At 42.5% G+C, this 20202-nt stretch carries 20 protein-coding genes; 16 read left to right on the top strand and 4 right to left on the bottom strand.

Features of this window, described 5'->3' with window-relative positions; genetic code table 11:
• Nucleotides 1-225 precede the first annotated feature (225 nt).
• Nucleotides 226-2673: an alpha/beta hydrolase family protein gene (locus VC82_RS11410; RefSeq protein ID WP_045802485.1), complete on the top strand. Its 2448-nt coding sequence runs from the start codon at nucleotides 226-228 to the stop codon at nucleotides 2671-2673.
• On the opposite strand, the gene VC82_RS11405 is transcribed toward VC82_RS11410, so the two are convergent.
• The gene (locus VC82_RS11405; RefSeq protein WP_045802484.1) at nucleotides 2674-3984 is read right to left on the bottom strand and encodes an ABC1 kinase family protein; all 1311 of its coding nucleotides are present in this window, start codon (nucleotides 3982-3984) and stop codon (nucleotides 2674-2676) included.
• 5 nt (nucleotides 3985-3989) lie between these two features.
• Complete coding sequence (locus tag VC82_RS11400; protein ID WP_045802483.1) at nucleotides 3990-4649, bottom strand: TetR family transcriptional regulator C-terminal domain-containing protein; 660 nt, start codon at nucleotides 4647-4649, stop codon at nucleotides 3990-3992.
• Nucleotides 4650-5053: 404 nt separating this feature from the next.
• Between VC82_RS11400 and htpG the strand changes: the two genes are divergently transcribed.
• The 6 genes from htpG (at nucleotide 5054) to VC82_RS11370 (ending at nucleotide 11622) form a co-directional block, all read left to right on the top strand.
• Complete coding sequence (htpG, locus tag VC82_RS11395) at nucleotides 5054-6940, top strand: molecular chaperone HtpG (protein ID WP_045802482.1); 1887 nt, start codon at nucleotides 5054-5056, stop codon at nucleotides 6938-6940.
• Nucleotides 6941-7065: 125 nt separating this feature from the next.
• Nucleotides 7066-8400: a hypothetical protein gene (locus VC82_RS11390; protein WP_045802481.1), complete on the top strand. Its 1335-nt coding sequence runs from the start codon at nucleotides 7066-7068 to the stop codon at nucleotides 8398-8400.
• A 3-nt stretch (nucleotides 8401-8403) separates the two neighbouring features.
• A complete protein-coding gene (locus tag VC82_RS11385; RefSeq protein WP_045802480.1) occupies nucleotides 8404-8757 on the top strand; it encodes a DoxX family protein in 354 nt (117 codons plus the stop codon).
• 129 nt (nucleotides 8758-8886) lie between these two features.
• Complete coding sequence (locus VC82_RS15295; protein WP_052699002.1) at nucleotides 8887-10023, top strand: helix-turn-helix domain-containing protein; 1137 nt, start codon at nucleotides 8887-8889, stop codon at nucleotides 10021-10023.
• Between the two features lie 341 nt (nucleotides 10024-10364).
• Nucleotides 10365-10796 (top strand): hypothetical protein, encoded by a 432-nt coding sequence (locus VC82_RS11375; protein WP_045802479.1) that lies wholly within the window; start codon nucleotides 10365-10367, stop codon nucleotides 10794-10796.
• Nucleotides 10797-10989: 193 nt separating this feature from the next.
• Nucleotides 10990-11622: an MOSC domain-containing protein gene (locus tag VC82_RS11370; protein WP_045802478.1), complete on the top strand. Its 633-nt coding sequence runs from the start codon at nucleotides 10990-10992 to the stop codon at nucleotides 11620-11622.
• Between the two features lie 52 nt (nucleotides 11623-11674).
• Here VC82_RS11370 and VC82_RS11365 read toward each other — a convergent pair whose 3' ends face one another.
• Nucleotides 11675-12046, bottom strand: coding sequence for a hypothetical protein (locus tag VC82_RS11365; protein ID WP_045802477.1), 372 nt, complete (start codon nucleotides 12044-12046; stop codon nucleotides 11675-11677).
• A 227-nt stretch (nucleotides 12047-12273) separates the two neighbouring features.
• Between VC82_RS11365 and VC82_RS11360 the strand changes: the two genes are divergently transcribed.
• From VC82_RS11360 to VC82_RS11350, 3 genes are all read left to right on the top strand, one after another.
• The gene (locus tag VC82_RS11360) at nucleotides 12274-13152 is read left to right on the top strand and encodes an AraC family transcriptional regulator (RefSeq protein WP_045802476.1); all 879 of its coding nucleotides are present in this window, start codon (nucleotides 12274-12276) and stop codon (nucleotides 13150-13152) included.
• Complete coding sequence (locus VC82_RS11355; protein WP_045802475.1) at nucleotides 13152-13751, top strand: alpha-ketoglutarate-dependent dioxygenase AlkB family protein; 600 nt, start codon at nucleotides 13152-13154, stop codon at nucleotides 13749-13751. The genes VC82_RS11360 and VC82_RS11355 overlap by 1 nt, the downstream gene beginning before the upstream one ends.
• A 233-nt stretch (nucleotides 13752-13984) precedes the next feature.
• On the top strand, nucleotides 13985-14263 hold the full coding sequence (locus VC82_RS11350; protein ID WP_045803413.1) for a TIGR03643 family protein: 279 nt from the start codon (nucleotides 13985-13987) through the stop codon (nucleotides 14261-14263).
• Here VC82_RS11350 and VC82_RS11345 read toward each other — a convergent pair.
• Entirely contained in the window at nucleotides 14253-15038 is a 786-nt protein-coding gene (locus tag VC82_RS11345) for a S1/P1 nuclease (RefSeq protein WP_045802474.1), read from the bottom strand. The genes VC82_RS11350 and VC82_RS11345 overlap by 11 nt on opposite strands.
• 170 nt (nucleotides 15039-15208) lie before the next feature.
• On the opposite strand from VC82_RS11345, the gene VC82_RS11340 reads away from it, so the two are divergent.
• The 6 genes from VC82_RS11340 to VC82_RS15475 all read left to right on the top strand — a co-directional run bounded on the left by VC82_RS11340 (nucleotide 15209) and on the right by VC82_RS15475 (nucleotide 20155).
• Nucleotides 15209-17464 carry a transglycosylase domain-containing protein gene (locus tag VC82_RS11340; RefSeq protein WP_045802473.1) on the top strand — a complete coding sequence of 752 codons (2256 nt, stop codon included), beginning with the start codon at nucleotides 15209-15211 and terminating at the stop codon, nucleotides 17462-17464.
• A gap of 73 nt (nucleotides 17465-17537) precedes the next feature.
• Nucleotides 17538-18398: an SPFH domain-containing protein gene (locus VC82_RS11335; RefSeq protein WP_045802472.1), complete on the top strand. Its 861-nt coding sequence runs from the start codon at nucleotides 17538-17540 to the stop codon at nucleotides 18396-18398.
• 13 nt (nucleotides 18399-18411) lie between these two features.
• Nucleotides 18412-18918, top strand: coding sequence for a hypothetical protein (locus VC82_RS11330; protein ID WP_045802471.1), 507 nt, complete (start codon nucleotides 18412-18414; stop codon nucleotides 18916-18918).
• Nucleotides 18905-19063 carry a DUF4177 domain-containing protein gene (locus VC82_RS15575; RefSeq protein WP_157518070.1) on the top strand — a complete coding sequence of 53 codons (159 nt, stop codon included), beginning with the start codon at nucleotides 18905-18907 and terminating at the stop codon, nucleotides 19061-19063. The genes VC82_RS11330 and VC82_RS15575 overlap by 14 nt, the downstream gene beginning before the upstream one ends.
• Nucleotides 19060-19989, top strand: coding sequence for an alpha/beta hydrolase (locus VC82_RS11325; RefSeq protein ID WP_045802470.1), 930 nt, complete (start codon nucleotides 19060-19062; stop codon nucleotides 19987-19989). Before VC82_RS15575 ends, VC82_RS11325 begins: the two co-directional genes overlap by 4 nt.
• Nucleotides 19982-20155: a type II toxin-antitoxin system antitoxin gene (locus tag VC82_RS15475; RefSeq protein WP_084598217.1), complete on the top strand. Its 174-nt coding sequence runs from the start codon at nucleotides 19982-19984 to the stop codon at nucleotides 20153-20155. The genes VC82_RS11325 and VC82_RS15475 overlap by 8 nt, the downstream gene beginning before the upstream one ends.
• Nucleotides 20156-20202 lie beyond the last annotated feature (47 nt).

Raw genomic sequence — 20202 nt, 5'->3', positions numbered from 1 at the left:
GCGGATTGCCTTTCAGAAATCCAAATTGATTTTGTAAAGTAAAAAATATATCCCTATGGCACATAGAAAAGGGCAAAAATAAGGTCGTTTGCTTTAAATAGGTAATTGAGGGGTTACTTTAATGAATGAACAAAAAAGCTTGCCCCAAGCCTTCGTCTTTCCCTCTAAAACATTTATTTTTAGGATATTCTAATGACACCTTAAGTCAATTTAACGCATACTATCATGAGAACTCTGAGCTTTCTATTCGCTTTCCTTTTTGTTGTCTGCCTACCGGCCCAAGAAAAACTGACCTATCAAAAACCCTCCCAAGAGATTTTGGAATTGGTAGATGCCCCGTTGCCGCCTTCTGTCAGGTTGACCGAAAATGGGGACTATATGGTGTTTCTTTATCGTGATCCCTACAAAAGCATTGCCGAACTCTCTGAAACCGAAATGCGTTTGGCGGGCCTACGTATAAACCCCAAGACCAACATAGGAAGCCGCACCAATTATTATAACAATATAAAAATCCAGAAAGTGGGTGATGATGAGGCCGTGCAGGTAAAGGGCCTGCCCAAGAACCCCCGCCTGGCAAACTATAATTGGTCACCAGACCAAACGATGGTTGCCATGACGCATACCACTCCTGAGGGCGTAGAGCTATGGGTAATAGACATTGCCTCTACCTCTGCCAAAAAGCTGACGGAGCCCACCATGAACGTGAACATGCGCGACGCCATCAACTGGTTTAAAGACGGGAAATCAATATTGGCAAAAATGCTGCCCGAAGACCGCCAGCCCCTCATCAATGCTTCTGAGGCGGTGCCCGAAGGGCCCACCATTTCATCAAACGATGGAAAAAAGGCGCAAAACCGTACCTACCAAGATTTGTTGAAAAACCCGAACGATGAGTTCAATTTTGAGCAATTGGCACGATCAGCCCTGTACCGCATAAATCTGGATGGCACCAAAGCACAATGGAAAGAGGCAGATATGTACAGTAGTATCAGCTTTTCACCTGATGGCGAATATGTAATGGTAACCACAGTCGAAAAACCTTTTTCGTACTTGGTTCCTTACTATAGATTTCCGGCTACCACAAATATTTATAGAAATGATGGCAGTTTGGTCACCCCCTTGCTGAAAGTTCCCTTGATCGAAGACCTTCCAAAAGGGTTTATGGCCGTGCGGCAAGGCATGCGCGAGGTCAACTGGCGCAATGATAAACCGGCCACACTGTACTATGCGGTTGCATTGGATGGTGGCGATCCCCAAAACGAGGTCGAATACCGTGATGAAGTATTTGAATTGGATGCCCCGTTTGATGGCGAGCCCAGAAGCCTTTTGAAGACAAAGAACCGTTTCAACTGGATCAATTGGGGCAACGATGATATTGCCATCGCCTATGACTATTGGTGGAACAACCGAAATACCAAAACCTACCTTTTCAGCCCTTCTGAGCCAGATAAGCAACCTGTGGTCATCTCTGACAGAAATTATCAAGACCGCTATTCAGACCTGGGCCGTTTTGTGACCCGCCGCAATAAAAACGGGGTACAGGTTTTAGCACTCAAGGGGAATGCCGGCTATTTGCTGGGAGATGGCTATACCGAAGAGGGCCAATTTCCATTTGTGGACAAAATGGATTTGAAAACGCAAAAGAAGACGCGCCTCTACACCTCAAAATTGGAAGGAAAGTTAGAACGGTTGATAGACTACAACAGCGATAAAGATGAGTTGCTCGTTCGCATCGAGTCGCCCACCGAATTTCCGAATTTCTATATCAAAAGCTTGGTCAAAAGAAAGGGACCAGTACAATTGACCAATTTTGAGAACCCCTACAAAAGCCTTCAAGATGTACACAAAGAGGTTATTACCTATAAACGCGACGATGGCCTCGAACTTACCGGCACCCTCTATTTACCGATTGGGTACGATATGGCCAAAAAAGAAAAAATGCCCATGATTTTATGGGCCTATCCACGGGAATACAAAGACAAGAACAGTGCTTCACAAAACACCCAGAACCCTAATGAGTTTACCTATCCGTACTGGGGTTCTCCCATTTACTGGGTCACGAAGGGCTATGTGGTATTGGATGATGCGGCCTTCCCCATTATAGGCGAGGGAGACGAGCAACCAAACGATACGTTTAGAAGCCAACTGGTGGCAAACGCCAAAGCGGCCATTGACGCCGTTGATTCCCTTGGTTACATCGACAGAGACCGCGTAGCCGTTGGTGGTCACAGCTATGGTGCCTTTATGGTGGCCAACCTGCTATCGCATTCTGATCTTTTTGCTGCGGGCATTGCCCGAAGCGGTGCCTATAACCGTACCTTGACCCCTTTTGGCTTTCAAAGCGAGGAACGCAACTATTGGGAAGCCCCAAAAGTGTATTATACCATGTCGCCCTTTATGCATGCCGATAAAATGAAGACTCCTCTTTTGTTGATACATGGCGAGGCCGACAACAATTCGGGCACCTACCCGATGCAGAGCGAACGATACTTTAATGCCCTCAAAGGACTTGGGGCCACAGTACGGTTGGTGATGCTACCAAAAGAAAGCCATGGGTACAGGGCCAAAGAAAGTATTTTGCACCTGCTCTGGGAACAGGACCGTTGGCTCGAAAAATATGTAAAGAACAAAGGCCAGACCAGCGACAAAGAGGCTTCGGGCAAAAATCGATGATTAACCGAGGTACTGCCTAAAGTTATTTACATTGACCTGGGCCTTTAGATCATGAAGCAGGTTGTACAGCCCGAAAAAGGTTCGGTTCATGTATAGAAAATGCTTTGAGCCTCTATTGCCGTTCATTTTTCGAATCTGCTCATCTTTTGAGTAGCGTTCACTCAATGCCGCAATTTGGGTCCAAAAAGTAGGTGCGCCAAAGTCAAAAACCTCTTTGTTGAACGGCAAAGTGAAAATGGTGAGCATTTCTTTAAAGAGCTCTTTGAAGAACAACAGCTCTTTAACAGAATCGGTTGGCGTTAAAATCTCCAGTTGATAGAGTTTTTTCATGAAGATTTCATCATTCTCTATGTTGCCTTTTTCTGCCAGCTCAAAATAAGGCTTGTAGAATTCATTCGGAATTTCTTTGATACAACCAAAGTCAATGGCTATCAATTTGCTGTCTTCGCCGATCAAAAAATTACCGGGGTGCGGGTCGGCATGTACCTTTCGCAAACCATGTATCTGAAACATATAAAAATCCCAAAGGGCCTGCCCCAGTAGATTGCCTGTTTCTTGCGAAAAATCGGTTTTGGTAAACTCGCTCAAGTGTTGGCCTTGCATCCAATCCATGGTAAGGATACGTTCGCTCGAAAGTTCAGGATAATATCTAGGGAATGTGATATTGGGTATTGCACTACAGGCTTCCGTAATTTCTTGGCTCTGCTTCAATTCAAGCAGATAGTTGGTCTCTTCAATGAGTTTTCCCTCAACTTCCTTGAAATACTTATCAGAATCTTTTCCTTGTAGATTAAACATTCGAATGGCTATGGGCTTGACCAATGCCAAATCACTGCTGATACTTTCGGCCACTCCTGGATATTGCACCTTTACAGCAAGCTGTCTGCCATTTTTAGTGGCTTTGTGCACTTGGCCGATGCTGGCCGCATTTACGGAGTCTTTCTCAAAGGCATCAAAAACGTCTTCAGGATATTTGTCGAGATATTTTTTGAATGTCTTTCGTACCAGAGGGGCCGAAAGTGGTGGCACCGAAAATTGTGCTAGCGAAAATTTTTCAACGTAGGCCCTGGGCAGCAGGTTCTTTTCCATACTCAGCATCTGCGCCACCTTTAGGGCGCTTCCCTTCAACGTTTTAAGCCCATCGTAGATATCGGCGGCATTTTCTTCGTTCAAGCGGTCTTTGGTCGTATCTGGGTTTACGAGTTTCTGGCCGTAATACTTGACATAGTTGCCACCGATCTTTACACCGGTCTTGACCAGTTTACTGGCCCGCTCAATCTTGCCCGTGGGGATGCTGTCAAGGGTTTTCATCGGTGTTATGCAAAGGTTTCCTTATAGAGAAATTTGCCGAAATCGACGATACTGTCAAGTGGCGTATTGTCGAATAGGTCAAAAATGGTATTCACCGATTTTTCAATGGCCATATCGGTCTTCTCCAACCGTGGGGAGGAGTCTTCCATCCAAAATTTCAATAAGAACAAAAACTGCACCCATGCACCTTCAGAAAAAATAACAGGATTTTGCTTTGTTATTTTCAAGGTTTTGCCCTCATTGCCTTTTTGAATCAACTCTGTTGCAAAATCTTTGATGTTGGAGCGTAGCCCTTTCAACTGGGCCATCGATTCCATTTTGCTGTGATGCTCTTTCAAAGCGAACAGCACGTAGCTCCGGTTTAGGGTCAACAGCTCAAAAAATGTGAAAAAGAACGACAGCATTTTTTCCCTGTTGGCATAAGCCCCATATTCTTTGTTTTTACCCAAAAACCCCATGGTCTGGTCAAAAAAGGTCTTCCAGATCTCTTTTTGCAAGCCATCGAAAGAGCCAAAATGTTCGTAAAACTGCTCTTCTTTGATTTTGATTTCCTTACAGAACTTGAAAATTGATCTTGGTACGGTCTCATGTTCCAAGACATATTGCATGTACCGTTCGATGATCTTTTCTTTTGAAACCTTGGTAGCTTTTGTTGATGTCGCCATAATATAGGATATGTTTTACAATGGTACGGCTGTAACGATTCCGGTTTTGTTAACGATGGCATAAATGCGTCCATCTTAAAACAGGAACGTGCATCTAGCAATGCACGTTCCCAAACAACCTAACCAATAAATAAACAAACTTGTTGCAGCATGCATCTTTTCATAGCAATTCTTTAACCACAACATGTCAAAAGTATAAAAATGTTTAATCTTTTTTTTTAAAAATTAAACAAAGTTTTGTTAAAATTTTTCAGCGCCATATGTCGTGTCAGTTTGTCACCTTTTTCAGTATGGTATTTTTTTTGTTTCTGACCCCACAGCGAGTAAACAGTAATCTAATAGTATAAAACAGTTTCTTTTCTAACAACCATTGGAAAAGAAGACCATAAAAATTGACAATACATATGGCAACAGGTAAAATCAATGTTTCAGTAGAGAACATTTTTCCGCTGATCAAAAAATTCTTGTACAGTGACCATGAAATCTTCTTGCGTGAATTGATTTCAAACGCCACAGACGCTACCCTGAAGCTCAAGCACTTGGTTTCGATAGGCGAGGCAAAGGTTGAGTTGGGCGACCCGATTATCGAGGTAAAAATCGATAAGAAGGGCAAAAAAATACACATCATTGACCAAGGTATCGGTATGACCGAGGAAGAGGTTAAAAAGTACATCAACGAGGTGGCCTTTTCTGGTGCCGAAGAATTTTTGGACAAGTACAAGGATGCCGGTAAAGATGCGGGCATCATCGGCCACTTCGGCCTAGGTTTCTACTCAGCCTTTATGGTGGCCAACAAAGTAGAGATCATCACCAAGAGCTACAAAGATGAGCCAGCAGTGCACTGGACCTGTGATGGTTCACCAGAGTTCACCATCAAAAAAGCCAAAAAAGAAGACAGGGGCACCGAGATCATTCTGCACATTGCCGATGATTCGACCGAGTTTTTGGAAGATGCCAGAATTCGTGAACTGTTGTTGAAATACAATAAGTTCATGCCAGTGCCCATTAAGTTTGGTACACGAACAGAAACGCTACCGAAGCCCGAAGGGGCCAAAGAAGACGATCCGGCACCCACCAAAGAGGTCGATAATATTATCAACAACCCGAACCCGGCATGGACCAAGAAGCCCACAGAGCTTAAAGACGAAGATTACAAAAATTTCTATCGTGAACTGTACGCCATGCAGTTCGAGGAACCTTTGTTCCATATTCACCTGAATGTGGATTACCCCTTCAATTTGACGGGAATTCTGTATTTCCCCAAGTTGACTACAGACATCAACATTCAAAAAGACCGTATTCAACTGTACCAGAACCAGGTTTTTGTGACCGATAATGTTGAGGGCATTGTACCCGAGTTCTTGACCATGTTACGAGGGGTCATTGACTCACCCGATATTCCGCTCAACGTTTCACGATCATACCTGCAGGCTGACGGGGCGGTGAAGAAAATATCATCGTACATCACCAAAAAGGTGGCCGACAAGCTCAACTCGCTCTTCAAGAACAACCGTGAGGATTTCGAGAAAAAGTGGAACGATATCAAAGTCGTGATCGAGTACGGAATGCTCTCAGAAGAGAAGTTCTTTGAAAAGGCCGAAAAATTTGCCCTCTACCCTACTGTAGATGGTGAATACCTGACCTTTGAAGAGTTGGAGAAGAAAATTAAGGATGACCAGACCGATAAAGACGGTAAAATGGTCATCTTGTACGCTTCTGACAAAGAAGAGCAGCACAGCTATATTGAAGCGGCCAAGGCAAAGGGGTACGAAGTGCTGTTGATGGATTCTCCCATCGTATCGCACTTCATGCAGAAACTGGAGACCACCAAAGAGAAGATCTCTTTCGCCCGTGTCGATGCCGACCATATCGACAACCTCATCAAAAAAGAGGATAGTGCCATCTCTAAACTCTCCGATGAGGAAAAAGACCGTTTGAAAGAGGAATTGGAAAAAGTGGTGGGCGAAAAAAGCAACTACACCATTCAATTGGAAGCTATGGACAGCACCGCCCAGCCCTTTATTATCACCGAACCCGAGTTTATGCGCCGCATGAAAGAAATGCAGCAAACCGGTGGAGGTATGTTCGGTATGGGCAACATGCCCGACATGTACAACCTGGTGGTGAACACCAACCACGAATTGGTTGGCCAGATACTGAATACCAAAACTGCCAAAAAGCGGGAACGGTTGATCAATCAATCTTTGGATCTGGCACGACTGTCTAAAGGCCTCTTAAAAGGAGAAGAGCTTACGAAGTTTATCAGCAGAAGCTATGAAATGATAAAATAGGCGCTGCATTTTAGACTTCAGTAGCCACGTATTGAATCTCATGACCGCCCTACATCAAGCGAGAAAGATGTAGGGCGGTTTTTTGTGGCAAAGTCACTATATTATGCTCACTAAACAACCGACCTATGAGCAACGACTACAAAAGTCCGGCTTTTAAAAAATTGCTCGACTCACTGCAACAACAAAGCTGGGAACTGGAACTTATTATATCGGGGTTTGCCATATTTGGACTGTTCACGGCCTATGAGCCGTTGAAGACAGCCATGATCAATGCACAGAACGAGCAACAGATCTATAGTTTTGTCATTTACTTTTTGGCCTTTATAGCTTGTTCCATCTTGCTCTTCAATCTATTGCTTCATGTTGTTCTGCGCGGCCTGTGGATCGGGGCCCTCGGCTTACGCTATGTTTCGGGCGATATAGACTTCGATAGCCTAGGGTATAGTGCCAAGTTCAAAAATTATCTGCGCAAACGGATTGTTTCTTTTGACCGATATATTGCCAATCTAGAAAATTATTGTAGTATACTCTTCGCTATTTCGTTTTTGCTCATATTCTATGTTTTGGCCGTTACGGCCGTTATAGTGGCTTTCGTATCGGTGGCAACGTTCATCATAAGCAACGATGAACTCCCCAACTGGATATCCAAAGGGCTGGGCGTGGGGCTGGTGATATTCTTGCTTATCGGTATGTTATTGACCTTCTTTGATTTTATCACCCAGGGGTTGTTGAAAAAAAACAAATGGGTGGCCAAAATATACTTTCCCGTTTATTGGGTGTTCAGTTTTCTGACCCTTTCCATTTTGTATCGACCGCTTATCTATAATTTTTTGGACAATAAGTTTGGTAAAAGGCTTATTCTATCGTTGACACCCTTTTATATACTCATCTTGGTCATTACCTCCCTTGAATACCGCAATTCTAACTACTTGGACCATGACAGCAACTCGTCTGCCGAAATCGCCAACAAAGAGAATTACTTTGACATGTTGACCGAGGAAGAAGATTATCCCGGTGATGCCGTTATTCCTTCAAAAGTGATTACAACCCCATATTTACAGGTTTTTATTCCCTACGCTGAAAAAATAGAAGATCGTATTTTTGCCTACAACGATTCCATTAAGCCCAAAGAAGATCTAAGAGGGCTATCATCTACCATTACATTTTCAAGCAAAGGAAACAATTGGGGAATGTCTACACGTCAAAAAGACAGTATTCGCTCGATTTACCTTAAAACGTTCAATGAAAGCTACTCATTTCAAATAGATACGCTTCAATTGGATTCAGATTTCGTGATTACCACCAGTCCAAAAGGCCAGTTGGGCTTTGAAACCTATCTGAATATCGAAAATCTATCGGAAGGCAAGCATTTGCTGCGGGTCAAACGAAAAAGAAAGGAAAAGGGTGAGATTGTTTCCGTCACAGAGGCATCCATCCCTTTTTGGTATTTTAACAACTGAACCATGAGCACCCCCTGGCATCTATCTCTTATGGCCGTCATGTACATTATTGCCGGTATCATGCATTTTGTTTTTCCAAGGGCCTATATGCGCATCATGCCCAGGTACCTGCCACAGCACAGGTTATTGGTATATGTGAGCGGCTTGGTGGAGATTGCCTTGGGTGTCGGACTGTGTTTTTCGGCCACCAAAAAGCCCTCAATCTATGGCATCATTGCCATGTTGACGGTTTTTCTGTTGGTTCATTTCTATATGCTATCAGATGAAAAAGCCTCGGCAGGTATTCCCAAATGGGTGCTCGTACTGCGAATACCCCTGCAGTTCGGATTAATTTATTGGGCTTGGTTTTATTTATAAATTTCTATAATTTACTTAAGATAAACACTTTAAAAAATCCAATATTAGACCCTAAATTAAATTTTTGAGCAGTGAAATAAAGGTGGGTTTAACCCAACCGGGTACTTTAATCCAAGTATTTTTGTCATTATGGAATTGAACTACAATTTCATCTCTTTTTTAGATGCTGTCGGTTTTATACAGGGCCTTACCCTAGGTTCAATAATTCTTATAATGAACAGGAACAGGCACAAAAGCACCTTCTATTTGGGCCTTTTTCTAATTGTTTTTTCACTTAAGCTACTGCACTATATTGCAAATGGCATAGCGCTGGAAAAATATCATCCGAGTTTATTTTTGGTTCCTTTCAATTTTTCTTGGTTGCTATTCCCTTTGTTCTTTATCTATTGCCAAAAAATATCATTTTTTTCGGACCAAAAAACCAATTATTGGGTTTTGGTTCCCGGCATATTGTCGTTTATTGCCCAACTCATCATTTTTCTGATGCCCTATCAAACAAGACTCATAATTGCCCAGAGTGTATGGTATGAATTTCTATTTACCTATTTAGGAATATTTTATTCTTGGAGTATAGGCCTTTGGAATTTGGTGATGTTGAACCGCCATAAACTTGAGATCCAAAATTATTATTCATTGGTCGAGTCAAAGGAATTGAACTGGGCGAAAACATTCTTGATCTATAGTTTATTAAGTTCGTTAATAATACACATCCTATATTATTATGATCCGGATAATTACTATTTCAGATTGATATTTGCGATTTTTGATTTAATCGCGATTTCATGGGTGTCGGTATTTGGTTTGCAACAACAGAATACCCATACTGTTTTGAGTGAGAACAAATTTGAAAACAATTTTGGTAAAGTTGAGGCTCAAATCCAAAATGAAGAGGCAAAACCAGATATGGCCGATTTAAAGCGTACGCTTACTAAAATCGATCACATCATGGAAAATGAAAAATTATTCCTTAAGAAAGACCTTACCATTATTGATATTGCCAAAAAATTACAAATGCATCCAAAAAAAATATCCAATGCCATCAATACGATAACAAATCAAAATTTCAACATTTATGTTAATAATTATCGTGTAGATGAAGCAAAGCGGCTTTTGAAAAACTTCAATAAATTGAATTTAAGCATTGACGGAATTGGAAATGAATCAGGATTTAAAAGTAAAAGTGCCTTTTATGGTTCATTTAAAAAAGTTACTGACATAACCCCAACAACCTATAAAATTCGATTTGATAAAAAAGCTGATAAGTAGAAATTTCATTTTCTTTTTCTAAATAATTTACATTAGAGCATATTGATTATTGAAAGTTTGGAAGTAATAACCCACCATCCGTTCTAAATTCTGAATTTAGAACCAATTATACCTCCATATCGTTGATTATCAACCAATCTTATGAAATATTTGTCGTTTTATTTTTAACCCCGCTAATAATCAAAATTGGCCAGTTATTGTTTTTAAATGTGCATTATTGCCTGTTCATGAAATTGAACCGATTGAATTGATACAGTTTTTACCAAAGAAAACTGATTTTAATTCAGCAAGAACAGACAAATGCATGTTTTACAGCTGCGGGATTATAACATGGAGACGATATGAGGAAACTAGAGCTTAATCCTGCCGGAAATTTTAAAAATTGGAGTTCGAATACGATTAAAGAGTTGGAACATTTGAAATTCTCAGAAATAATGGGCAATCGTTTAATGTTTGAAAATGATTCGGTTACCCTTTGGGAAATTGTTCTAAAGCCTAAGGAGAGAATCGCATTTAGGCGGCACAAATATCCCTTTGTTGTGTACTGCATCAATGGCGGTATTCTAATTACACGATATGCTTCAGGAAAAGTGGATTTGTTGGTCTTTGAAGAAGAAGATTCCTATTATCAAGAATTGCAACACGGATTTTTAATTCAAGATTTGGAAAATGTGGGCCATGATACTGTTGAAATACAGTTATTGCAATTAAAATATTATGATGAAGAATTTATAAATATGACCAATCCAAAGACATGGTTGAACGCTGTTTGATAGATTCTTTTAACTATTAAATATTACCGACATTGGTTGGTTTGGCGAAATGTTTTTTTTGCTCCGACAGTAACTCATCAACATTGGTTATATATTCATGACGAATCACCTAGTAAAAGACGAATAATAATCCAAAACGTATAATTTGTTACAGAACCACCGAAGTCAACGGTGGTTTTTTTATTTTAAGGGAATGAAAATCATCGCCACCAATATTGGGAAAGCAACAACCATTACTTGGAATGGTAAACAACAGTCAACGGGTATTTATAAATATCCGACAACACAACCCATACTATTGCAACAAGAGCAGGTTGCCCATGACACGGTAGCCGATAAAAGGGTACACGGTGGCACTTTTAAGGCCTGTTATCTGTTTTCAGCAGATCAGTATCCCTACTGGAAAGAAAAGTATCCCGGTCTGGAATGGGATTGGGGCATGTTCGGTGAGAATTTAACGGTGGCCGGCCTAGACGAAAACAAGCTTATTGTCGGAAGTACCTATCGTATCGGTGGTGCCGTTGTACAGATTACCCAACCCCGCGAGCCATGCTACAAATTAGGAATTAGGTTCTGCAACCAACAGATCCTGAAAGAATTTATTGTGCATGGCCACCCCGGCACTTATGTCAGGGTTTTGCAGAATGGCAACGTTAAAGCAGGCGATACCTTTGAATTAATTATGGCACCTACCCCCTCTTTGACCACAAAACAGTTTTTTGACCTTTTGTTCGCCAAGGACAAGGATAGGCAACTGGTTAAAATGGCCGTTGAAAACGAGGCCTTGCCCCTTTCGAAACGGGAGCGCCTGAAAAAATATCTATAAAAAAAGTCCCGATCAATGACCGGGACTTTCAACAATTAACTCAATTAACAACCTATTTTACCGTTACTTTTTCTTTGTAGGTTTTGTTGCTGTCAATTACCACGATGGTGTACTCATCTTCAAAGGCTTTTTCAAAATTGAATGCCTTCTCAACAACAAGTTTCCCTTCAAAGGTTTCTTTGAACACGATCCTACCCTCGCTATCGTAAATTTTAACGATGACATTATCTTGGTCCAAGTTCAAGAGGTTCATCAAAAGTTTATCACCTTTTTTAAGGAATACGGGGTCCAAATTGATATCGATCAGTTCTTTTTCAACACCAAAGCCCTTCTTGCCGAAGGTTTTTGCGGGTCCATTGGCCAATAGGCTGGTCGAAGCAAACAAAAGGGCCAATGCAACTGTAAATTTCAAAACTCTTTTCATAACGTTTGTTTTTTAATGCCTGAATCAACTCAGGCGTGTTATCAACAATTTACAGTGCAAACATAGCGATGTACTACCCCTTGAAACCACCACTCCGTTTTCAAATTTCTATACAATTTTAACCCTAATAAAGTGTTAAATGCCCTAAAATGGTAAAATAGAACACTTTTTGGGTAATTTTGCACAGGTTCGCTGTAGTTGACCTGTCTACTTTTACAAAAGCAAAAATGACGATCGTGAAGCACAAACCGGCTTTTGAATCCATATCACCAACTTTTGGGCATTCGTTTACCTACCAGAAGTTCGACAAGAACAAATCGAATACCAATAAAAGTTGGCATTACCACCCAGAACTGGAGTTGGTCTATGTAAACGGTGGTTCGGGCAAGCGCCAAATAGGTAGCCATATTTCTTACTATACCGATGGTGACCTTATTCTTATAGGCTCTAACTTGCCCCATTGCGGATTTACCGATAAGCTGACCGGCAACGAGAGTGAAACCGTCATTCAAATGAAATTGGATTTTCTTGGGAACGACTTTTTTAATATCCCAGAAATGGAAAAAATAAAAAAGCTCTTTGAGATGTCGAAGAGCGGTATTGCCTTCTCTGGAAAGACCAAGCGCAAAATTGGTGAAAAAATGGAGATCATGGAGTACCAGACCCACTTTCAGCGGCTACTTTCCATACTCAATATTTTGAACGAACTTGGTAGTTCTACCGAGTATAAAATACTGAATGCCGAAAGTTTTTCAATGCCCGCAGAGGTCAAAGACAACGACCGTATCAATTTGGTGTTCAACCATGTAAAGTCACATTTCAAAGAAGAGATATCGCTTGATGAAATGGCAGATATGGTAAGTATGACGGTGCCCTCTTTCTGTAGGTATTTCAAAAAAATCACGAATAAGACCTTTACGCAGTTTGTAAACGAATATCGGTTGGTGCATGCGTCAAAATTGTTGGCCGAGCAACCCATGAGCATCACAGAGGTCTGTTACGAAAGCGGGTTCAACAACTTTTCGCATTTTAACAAGTCATTCAAGGCCTTCACCGGGCAAAACCCATCTGAATACCGAAATCAGTTAAAAGCAGTACTGCAATAATGGGGTGGCCGTCTGCGGAAAATACCAAACTCGCCCTTGTCGATGCCGATATTCGTTACTATCCACATTTTTTAACCGCAAGCGAAGCAGATTGTTTCTTTGACAGGCTTCTACAAAATATAGAATGGCGGCATGATGACATCACCATTTTCGGCAAAACCTACAAACAGCCCAGGTTGACGGCGCTCTATGGCAATAACGGCAAGCCGTATTCCTATTCAAACATCGTTATGTGGCCACATTCTTTTATTGAGCCATTGACCACTATCAAAGAAAGAATCGAGAAGGTCGCCAAGGTTGAATTTACCACCTGCCTATTGAACCTGTACCGAGATGGAAAAGACAGCAACGGGTGGCATTCAGATGATGAGAAAGAACTGGGCCGAAATCCGGTGATCGCCTCTGTGAGCTTAGGTGAAGAACGTTATTTTCACCTTAGGCACAAAAAGAATAAATCACTGAAAAGCAAGCTGTTGTTGCAACACGGAAGCCTATTGCTGATGCAGGGAGAAACCCAGCATAATTGGCAGCATCAGATACCCAAAACAGCCAAACGAATAGGGCCACGGATCAATTTGACCTTTCGGGTCATTGTCTGACAGCGCAAAAAAAATCGGTTTGCTGAACCGATTTTTTTTAATCCCTGGTTATTGAAGTCTTCGCTGCCTTTAATACGTTGGGACACCGCACTAATCTCCTCGCTTCCAACTTCTTACTTTAATATAACTCCAAATTGTGTGCCAAAATATGTACAGTCGCCCATTTTCACGTTTCTTGGTTGAGTTGCATGTTATTTAGCATACCAGACCAAATAAGTACCTTTGTTTTCGCTATGAAAAAAGAAATTACCGAACGTGAACTTGACAGAATAATTGAAATGGCCTGGGAAGATCGAACCCCCTTTGAGGCCATTGCTGCCCAATTTGGCCTATCTGAACAAGAGACCATAGAACTCATGCGCCGAGAGCTGAAGCCTAGTAGTTTTCGCCTTTGGCGAAAAAGGGTGCAGGGCAGAAAAACCAAACATGCGAAGCTAAGAAATGGCCAAGTTGCCCGGTTCAAGTCCAGTCGCCAAAAAAATATTTCGGGCAATAAGATCTCTAAAAGATAGATCGGTCAAAAAGGTCATTCAAGACCTTTGCCAGCCGAAGACCCCCAAGATGCAATTGGTGCAAAAGCACCTTGTTGTATCTATAGCTATATTGGTACCCCAATTTTTCGCCCACTTTTACTGAATCGTACAATTCGTTGGCAAGGTCTTGCGACTCTTCGACCCAATCGTAAACAGTACCTTGTTGCAATCGCTTGATCTCTTTTTTTGAAAGCTGCGGAAGGGTCTGCGCCAACTCGGTATACGACATGCCGTAAGAGTCGATTAAGTTTTTGTCCCATAGCCGGTGTAGATTGGTTCCCTCATCGAACCAGCGTACCTGTAGATCGTTTCCACCACGATCTTCCAATCGGCCCACATGCATGGGCTGGTGCAAGTCTCCCACAAGGTGTATCAACATTTTTAGGTAAAATACCCTGTCTTCACGTGGGCTATTTTCATTTTGAACGATTTCAATACATTTTTCGATGCCAATCACAACATCGCCGTACTCGCTCGGTTCAACTTCGGTATATTTCTTATCCGCAGGATAGTTGACATAATGCCAGGCACTGAATTTTGAAAAACTTCTATCGGCCTTGATTTCATCTGCAAAATTGGCGACAAATGCCAGGTCGTGCCCGCCCAATAGTTCTGCAATGGCCCGTTCAGCCTTGCGGGTCAAGTGTTGTTGGGCAATTTCACCAATCGCTCTATGGCCCGTCTTTGACCAGATGAGATCATTGGCAAAAACCAACGGACCCAAAAGAAATATGATAAGAAGTACTTTTCGCATAAGAGAAAATTTTTACACAAAAATAGCCATTGTACCTTTGGCCAGTGTTACGGCCATATCAAATTTGGTTTTTAAGTGGGATATTGCACGCGCAAGGGAACCAATTTACAAAGGGCACAACAGCTAAAGAGAGCAAACCAGACATTCAATTCATTAAAATCGTTGGATAGATGAAGAAATCAAAACCCGCAAAACGAAAGAAGCCAGTCAAAAGGTGGAAGCTATTGGGGGCGATTTTACTTCTTCCCTTACTAGTGCTAGGCCTTTTTATCGGCTCGGTATACATGGGCATTTGGGGCAAGGTTCCCTCCCAAGAGGAACTGGCAGATTTTCAATATCAGCGGGCCTCTGAAGTGTATTCTGCCGATAGTGTGCTTATTGGCAAGTACTACCTGTATGACCGCCAGCCCATAGAATACGGTCAATTTCCAGATCATTTGGTAGAGGCCTTGGTCGCTATTGAAGATGAGCGGTTCTACGACCATGACGGCATCGATGCCAAAAGTCTGATGCGGGTGTTTTTCAAATCACTGCTATTACAAGACGAATCAGCGGGGGGTGGAAGTACCCTGACCCAACAACTGGCAAAAAACCTATATCCGCGAAAGGATAGAAAAATTGCAAATATTGCCGTCAACAAGGTCAAGGAGATGATCATGGCGCGAAGACTTGAAAATGTCTTGTCAAAAAAACAGATCATTGCCCATTACCTCAATACGGTCTCCTTCGGGGGAAATACTTTTGGCATTGAAAGCGCCTCGCTAAAATTCTTCGACAAGCCAACCAAAGAGCTGAAAATCGAAGAGGCTGCTGTTCTGGTCGGAATGTTAAAGGCCACCTACGCGTACAATCCGAGGATATTTCCTGAGAAAAGCCTGGCCCGTCGCAACTTGGTGTTCTCGGCCATGGCCAACAATGGTTTTATCCCAGAAGAAGAGCGTGATAGCTTGGCCCAATTGCCGTTGAAACTCAATTATCGTGAATACAGCCATGATGAGGGCATAGCCCCCTATTTTCGTGAGGCCGTCAGAAAAGAATTGATGCAATGGGCCCAGAACTTAGAAAGTGAAACCCCCATCAACATTTACACCTCCGGACTCAAGATCTACACCACCCTTAACTTTGAAATGCAAAAATTGGCCGAGAAAGCCATGCAGGCACATATGAATTCATTACAAAAATCATTTGAAAAAAGCTATGGTAAAAACGCCCCTTGGTTGGTCAACAAAAGTTTGGTCAGAAAGAAGGCCAAAAATTTGCCCTTCTATAAGCGATTGAAGGCTTTAGGGTTGTCAGAAAAGCAGATTTGGGACTCGCTCTCGGTCAAAAAGAACATGAAACTATCCACTTGGGACGGGCCCAAAGAAATGCAGGCAAGCACCTTGGATAGCTTACAGCATTACATGAAATTCTTGAACATTGGCTCTTTGGGCATTGACCCCTTTACAGGTGCCGTAAGAACATGGATCGGTGGCATCAATTACCAGCATTTTAAATACGACCATGTTTCGCAGAGCAAACGCCAAGTTGGGTCTACTTTCAAACCAATTGTGTACACGGCAGCACTTGAAAAAGGATTGGATCCCTGCGACCACATTTCTGCACGGGAGGTGGAATACAAAAATTTGGAGGGATGGAGCCCCAGCAACTCAGGTGCTGAAGATGAGGCCTACCTGAACTATTCGATGGAAGAGGCCCTGAGCAAATCGGTCAATACCATAGCGGTAAAGGTGTTGGAAAGAACAGGTATTGAAAACGTATTGGAACAAGCCAGAAAAATGGGCATTCATGAAGAACTGCCCAAAAAACCATCTGTGGCCCTTGGTACGGGAGAAATAAAAATAACAGAGCTGGCGGGGGCATATGCCAGCTACCTCAATAATGGAAAACCAGTAAAACCCATGCTGATTACGGCCATTGCCACGGCCAACGACTCCATTTTAACAACTTTTTCGCCCGAAATTGGTTCAGAAAAGGCCTTTTCCAATGATACCCGCCAATTGATGCTCGAAATGATGAAGGCGACCGTTGATAAAGGTACTGCAGCAAGAATCAGAACCACTTACAGACTCAAAAACGACATTGCCGGTAAAACGGGCACTACGCAATACAATAAAGATGCGTGGTTTGTTGCGGTAATGCCCAAACTGGTACATGTCAACTGGGTGGGGCTCGATGATCATGAAATAGGTTTCAAGAGTACACATTTAGGCCAAGGGGCCAACGCAGCCCTTCCCCTGTTTGCCCTGTTACTTAAAGAAATGAACAAAGACAAGCGGTTCGATACCCTTACACGTGCACGGTTCAAGACCCCATCACAAGAGATTTTAAAGAGACTTGATTGCGAACCCGTTAAACGCGATGGCTTTTTGAAGCGATTGTTCACAAACCCCAACAAAAAGAAGAAAAGAAAGTTCAAGGGCTAATCATTTGTTTATTTGGATTTATATTGATATATTTATGATATCATTTTAATATCACTTCTTAAATACTACGACTATGACCAATGAAAAATCTATAACGCCCTTCAACGGGTATGTAATGCTGTTTCTGAGTTTGCTCCTGCTTTTTGGCGGTATTGCGGCCATTATCAGAATTGGGTCACCTTGGTACGGATTTTCTGTGTTTGCAGGGTTTGTGCTGTTCTTCGGTTTGGTGCTCGTCAACCCCAATAGTTCAAGGGTCTTGTTGCTCTTCGGTAAATATGTGGGCACCATTAAAAAGAACGGTCTATTCTGGGTCAATCCCTTGTACACAAAAAAGAAAATCTCTTTACGGGCCAGTAATTTTGACAGCGAGCGCCTAAAAGTAAACGATAAACTGGGCAACCCGGTGATGATCAGTACCATTCTGGTCTGGCGCGTTACCGACACCTACAAGGCTGCCTTTGATGTGGACGATTATAAGAACTTTGTACGGGTACAGACAGATGCTGCCGTAAGAAAACTGGCCAGTATGTATCCTTACGACAATTTTGCCGATGAGGGCATTGAAGAAGACATTACGTTGAGATCTAGTGTCAACGAAGTGAGCGAGGCCCTTGAGAAAGAAATACAAGATCGGCTGGAAATGGCCGGCATTGAGGTGTTGGAAGCCCGAATTGGCTATTTGGCATATGCCCAAGAAATTGCCAACGCCATGCTAAAGCGGCAGCAGGCTACCGCCATTGTGGCCGCAAGGCACAAAATTGTCGAGGGGGCCGTAAGCATGGTAGAAATGGCCTTGGAAGAACTCAATAGCAAAGAAATAGTCGAGCTCGACGAAGAGCGCAAAGCGGCCATGGTCAGCAATCTAATGGTGGTACTCTGTTCAGACAAAGATGCCGCCCCGATTGTCAATGCCGGTACCTTGAACCACTAATTCTTGTTGAGAAATGAGGGTCTTCGAAGAAAAACAGCGGTTCGACCAATGGTGGTTCTATGCCATTCAAGCGGTTGTGGTATTCAGTGTTTTATACCTGGCCTACGACTGGTACCAACACCAATATTTGATGGGTGCCACAGATTGCAATGAAGAAATTGTCATGGTACTGGTAGTGGTGTTGACCGTGATTCCAATCTCGATTCTGTCGTTTCTCAAACTACAGACCAGAATAGATGAACGGGGCATCCATTATCGCTTTTTTCCTTTCCACCGAAACGAAAGAAAAATTGAATGGCAAGCGCTAAAGCAATGCTACACCAGAAAATACAATCCGATCAAAGAATATGGTGGCTGGGGATACCGAATTTCCTTCGGAAAGGGCAATGCCTACAACGTAAAGGGAAACCAAGGCATTCAGCTTGAAACGCAGGATGGGAAAAAAGTACTGCTAGGCACCCAAAAACCTAAGGAAGCACAACAAGTAATAGATAGATATTTCAACAATGAAGGAATATAAGGTCACCACCTGGAAAATGGGGCTCTCGAACAACAACAGGCGTTTAGAAGATACCCTGAACGAATATGCCAAACAAGGCTGGCAGGTATTGCACATCGCCGAACACAGCGCAAGAATCGTTTTTGAAAGAGATAAGAACCGATGAAAAAACTGTTCTACATATTTTGGCTATCGGCCTTTTCGTGTCTTGGCCAAGAGATAGTGGTCGAAGAACTTGAACTGTACAACGATAGCATCTATCTGCCTGGCACGTTGAGCTATCCCATACAGACAAAAAAGCCGCCCTTGGCCATTTTTGTACACGGTTCGGGCAATCCTGATAGAAATGGCAACCAAGGTGAAATGGTCGGGGCCAACTACATCAAAGAATTGGCCGACAGCTTAAATGCGAGGGGCATTGCCTTTTACCGTTACGATAAGCGCAATGCAACCCCCGCCAACCTTGCCAAATCAAAGAACATGCGTATCGGCGATCTGGTCGCCGACCTTAAGGTGGCCATAAGTCGTTTTAAAGATGATGAACGTTTTGCCTCTCTGCACCTAATAGGGCACAGCCAGGGATCATTGCTGGGCATGCTCGCGGCATCTGAAGAGATAAAAAGCTATACTTCGTTGGCGGGCCTTGGCACTCCCGTAGACAAAGCCCTGATCCGTCAACTTGGGGCACAAAACAAGGATGCCGGAAAAATGGCCGAAAAATATATCGATGAACTAATGGAAACCGACACGATTCTCGATGTAAATCCATTTTTGATGGCCCTTTTTGCACCACAAAACCAAAAATACCTGAAAGATTGGATGTTGTTGGACCCTGCAGAGGAAATCGCCAAACTGTCAATGCCCGTGCTTATCGTAAACGGTGATGCTGATTTACAGGTTACTCCCGAAGATGCAAAAAGGCTCAAAGAAGCCAAGCCGGATGCTGAGTTGGCCATGATCCCAAATATGAACCATGTGCTGAAATCGGTAGAATCTTGGGGCGAAAATCAAAGGTCTTACAAAGAGGCCGGTTTTCCCCTATCATCAAAACTTGTCGAAACACTCGCAAAATTCATCCTCTCCAATGGGTAAAAAAAAAGCATTTGCGCTACGGTTGAACGAAGACATGTTGAAGGCCATTGAAAAATGGGCCGCCGATGAGTTTCGTAGCATCAATGGCCAAATTGAATGGATGTTGATGAAAAGCCTTAAAGAAGCAAATAGGGCCCCGAAAAAAAAGAGCACTGAAAAAGAGTGATTTTTTGACATTTTTTTAACGTTACTAACCCTTAAATTTGGGCGACT

Origin of the sequence: Flagellimonas lutaonensis (genome assembly GCF_000963865.1) — a bacterium.
Lineage (GTDB): Bacteria > Bacteroidota > Bacteroidia > Flavobacteriales > Flavobacteriaceae > Flagellimonas_A > Flagellimonas_A lutaonensis.
The sequence above is the reverse complement of the archived record's forward strand: the minus strand, read 5'-3'. Positions and strand labels throughout refer to the sequence as shown.